Here is a 651-nt window from a genome sequence, read left to right as displayed (position 1 = left end):
GAGGGAACGCACTTATGGAGCTATGTGCGATCATTTACATTTATTAACGAACAATGACTGTCATATTATATTCAAATTACAAGATGTTATTAAACCCCTTTTTTATTATCGACAGTCCGGATGATACATAGAGGAGAAAGAATGGAAGAAAGGATGATGATGAGTTATGAATGTATATATGTTTTTCCCACAACTACAGAAACAAACGGGTTTGTTTGACAATTCTGAAGTTGGGGAATTAATGAAGGAATGATAAGGAAGCAATGGAAGTGAGTGAAAATGGAAATGTCAACACGAAGCAAATGTTCAGCCCCGCCAGGATCCGAACCTGGGACCTCTCGCTGTCCGGGCGAGTGCTCTACCGACTGAGCTACGGAGCGAAGCATTGCCCGTGCGACATTTCCAAGGGTAAGAGAGAACGCACTTATGGGGCTATGTGCGATCATTTATATATTTATTAACTAGCTAAGACTGTCATATGATATTCAAATTAGATGTTATTTAACCCCTTTTATTATTGACAGTCGGGATGAAACACAGAGGAGAAAGTATGGAAGAAAGGATAATGATGAGTTATGAATGAGATAACGGCATTTGAAGTTAACCAAACTCACTACTGTGCTCTGGGGAACGTCTAGTATATATTGGAAT

General features: G+C 39.3%; 1 tRNA gene. It reads right to left on the bottom strand.

The features are described from left to right. Positions 1 to 307: 307 nt before the first annotated feature. Positions 308 to 380, bottom strand: a tRNA-Ser gene (locus G3A47_RS22860). Positions 381 to 651 lie beyond the last annotated feature (271 nt).

The organism is Flavobacterium poyangense (genome assembly GCF_011751075.1).
Taxonomy (GTDB): Bacteria; Bacteroidota; Bacteroidia; order Flavobacteriales; family Flavobacteriaceae; genus Flavobacterium; species Flavobacterium poyangense.
This window is presented reverse-complemented; position numbering and strand designations above follow the sequence as displayed.